This window comes from Streptomyces sp. NPDC005533, from assembly GCF_042871845.1.
Taxonomy (GTDB): domain Bacteria; phylum Actinomycetota; class Actinomycetes; order Streptomycetales; family Streptomycetaceae; genus Streptomyces.
In genome coordinates, this window is the sequence record NZ_JBIAJH010000146.1 from 1 (window position 1) to 2921 (window position 2921).

Here is a 2921-nt window from a genome sequence, read left to right on the forward strand (position 1 = left end):
GTGCGTCCCATGGCTCCTGTGAGTCGGCTTCCGCCCGCCTGGTCGGCGCCGAAGTTGAGTTTTCCGGTGCCGGCGCCGATCGGTGCCGTGCCGACCTGGCCGCTCCAGGCCTTCGCCCCGTCGAGGTAGACGGTGACCAGGCCGGAGCTGTCCCTTGTGACGGCCAGGCGGACGAACTGCCCCTTGGGAACGACGACGGGCGTGACCGCGGCCGCTCCCCCGCCGATGAACCGGACGTTCCTCGTGGGAGTCAGGTCGATGATGAAGCCGGTGGTTCCGGCGCTTCCGGGGGGCTGGATGTAGTCGACGATGCGCTGGTAGGTTCCCTCGGCGTCCGCCCGGAACTCCGTGTTCACCGAGAACTCGCTGAGGGGACCGAAATTCGGTGCCGTCGCAGAGACGTACGTGGTGCCGTTGAGCGTCACTGCGGGGCCTGTCGGACCGGTCGTGTATGCGGGCGTGCCGCCTTGAACGGTCGCATTGGTGCTGTTGCCGGATGCGTCGTACACGGTCTGGCCGGAAGAGGGGACCCAGTCCACCATGGGCGCGCTGGCGGCATCGCAGTAGACCAGTTCCAGTTTGGTGTCCGGGGCGGTGGAGTTGCCGACGGGGTTGAGGCACATCTCGGAGACGGGGTTGAACAGCCTTCCGTCACTATTGATCTGCCATACCTGGCTCGGTTTCCCGGCCACGCAGCCCTGGAGGCTCAGACGGGTTCGGGCGGCTGTGGCGGGTGCGTTGAGGCAGAATTTTCCGTCGCCGCCTTTTCCTCGTATATTTCCGGTTGCGCTGTCGTATGTCCAGGTCTGGGACAGGTTGTTGTTGCAGGGATAAAGGGTGGCTTCGTAGTTTTCGACCCAGTTGTTTCCGGGAATGTTCAGGCAGTTGCCGCCCAAAAGGCCTACCTCGCCCCAGAGCGGTGCTGCCCATGTCTGTTCGATCTGTCCGGGGTAGCAGTCCCACATGAGGGGCTCGATGGTGGTGCTGTCGAGGGTGCCGATCCGGACGGAGAGGCACTTGTCCCAGGCAGGGTTGTAGAGCATTCCCTGGGTGTCGCCCTGAGCCCATTTCTGCTTCTCGGTACCATTGCAGGTGTAGATCACGATATTCGCGCCGTTCGCCACCGTGGTTCCGTAAGGCTCGATGCACTTCCCTTTCAGTTGCAGCTCTCCCTGCGGGGTGAAGACTACATCCTGATTCGTTGTACCGTTGCAGCCGGTCATGAAAACAGGCGTGTTGTCAGCGGTCGCTCCGAAGGCAAGGTCGAGGCATTTTGTTCCTGTCGCTCCTCCGAGTTTGACAGGGCCCGGACGCATGCCCTTCGTGGCCGGGGTGGGCAGTGTATCGGCCTGGCTCACCGGGCCGAATCCGACAGCAAGAGCCGCAGCCAGCACCGAGACGCCAGCGAATTTCATTGTTTTAGCCACTGGTCCATTCCTTCTTTCTCGTCATGAATCAAGCCGCCTGGTCGTGCTTCCCGACTGCGTCATCCCTTACCGGGCATCCCGTGGCACCTGCGCCCGTGGACTTCTCGGCCCGCACGGCCGGGAGGCTGCCCGGCCCTGCGCCGCCGGCCTACGGACTGGTCCGGGGGAGGGGCAGGGGCAAGGTGCTGTCCGGCGACCGCCGGACAGCTACCGACCCTCTATACCCGGCTGGTGGGATACGGGGTGTCAGAAACCGGGGAAGCCATAGTTTTTCTTCACCGCACTGACCTCGGCGGTGGTGGGTGCCGACGGCCAGGCGGCACAGCCGGCGGGCAGAGCGGCACCTGGTTTGACCACGAGTTCACACGCGGCCGTCTTTGCGTAGTTCAGGCCGAGAGCCCGGCCGAGTTCCCGTGTGACCTTCCTGTTGAGGTCCGCCTGCGTAGCGGCCGCCACCTTCTTCCCATCGATGTGAATCACGACGTGGACCCCTTGGGCGCTGCTCCTGCATTTCAAATTATCTTGGGGGCAGTACCCCGCGACCGGCCGGGCGACGGCAAGGTCCGGAACGGACCCGTTGTTGACAATGGAAAAACGGATCGCCGCCAGGCTCTTATACGGGAAGTTGACGTCGGTCTGGGCGCCTCCCAGTTTGAAGAAAGATGGCTGGCCGGCGCGGGTGAGGGGGGTCTGCCACGCGGTCAGAGCCATATTCACTGCCATTTTCGCCTTCGGCGTATTTTTCACCGGGGCGGCTATATCCACAGTGATCTGCCATCTCCCCTTCTTTTTCTCCGCAGGGCTCAGCGGCGCTTTATTCCCGTACCCCGGACGCGGATTCGGGGCAGCACCCGCCGGGGCTGCGGCCGCCATATGCACGCACGACAACCCGAGGACTGAAATAAGAACGAATTTTGCGACTTTCATCATCTCTCCCGTCTGAAAAGAATCGTAAACTCCCTGTCGTCTGAGCCCGGCCGCTTTCCGTCCCGGATCCTCGGGCGAGCAGGCCCGGGCAGCGCCTTGCCGTCAGCAGGCATCCGGCGAGACAGCTACACAGGCTCCGGATACGCGCCCATGCCGAATGTCAGGAAAACACCGGGGGCCACATAGCCAGAGGCCAGGAGAGCTCAGCCATGACGCCCACTCACCCACCGTCTGCACCGCCACACGCCTCAAAGCCTTCTGACTGCCCTGCCACTCCGTCGTGAGCCCAGGGCTAATTCATCGTCGGGTGGATCAAGTCGCGTCGCAGGTCAGGGCGGTCCGAGTCAGGGCTAATTCATAGTCCTGGCTGCTGGGAGAAGCAGCAGGTCACAGGGGCAGGGCTAATTCATTGTCGTGTTGATCTTGCTGCGTCGCAGGTCGGGGGTAGTCCGAGGAGGTCGAGCGGGCGGGGGAACGGAGTGTAGGAGACTTCTCGGATTCCGGCGGCGATGTTGTGGTGGCCTGCGTCGCGGAGTGTGTTGATCGCGAGGTTGCGGAGGGTGGCCA

Annotated in this window: 2 protein-coding genes; both read right to left on the bottom strand. The window is 63.4% G+C overall.

Annotation, left to right across the window (positions count from 1 at the left end; all coding sequences use genetic code 11):
• Window positions 1-1427: ricin-type beta-trefoil lectin domain protein (locus ACFYP3_RS37390; RefSeq protein WP_388842563.1), on the bottom strand; the 1427-nt coding region annotated here is incomplete at its 3' end.
• A gap of 246 nt (window positions 1428-1673) precedes the next feature.
• The gene (locus ACFYP3_RS37395; protein WP_388842565.1) at window positions 1674-2357 is read right to left on the bottom strand and encodes a hypothetical protein; all 684 of its coding nucleotides are present in this window, start codon (window positions 2355-2357) and stop codon (window positions 1674-1676) included.
• Window positions 2358-2921 lie beyond the last annotated feature (564 nt).

Excerpts from the sequence above, each read along its gene's own strand:
- ACFYP3_RS37395 (WP_388842565.1), bottom strand. The coding sequence starts at position 2,357 with ATGATGAAAGTCGCAAAATTCGTTCTTATTTCAGTCCTCGGGTTGTCG.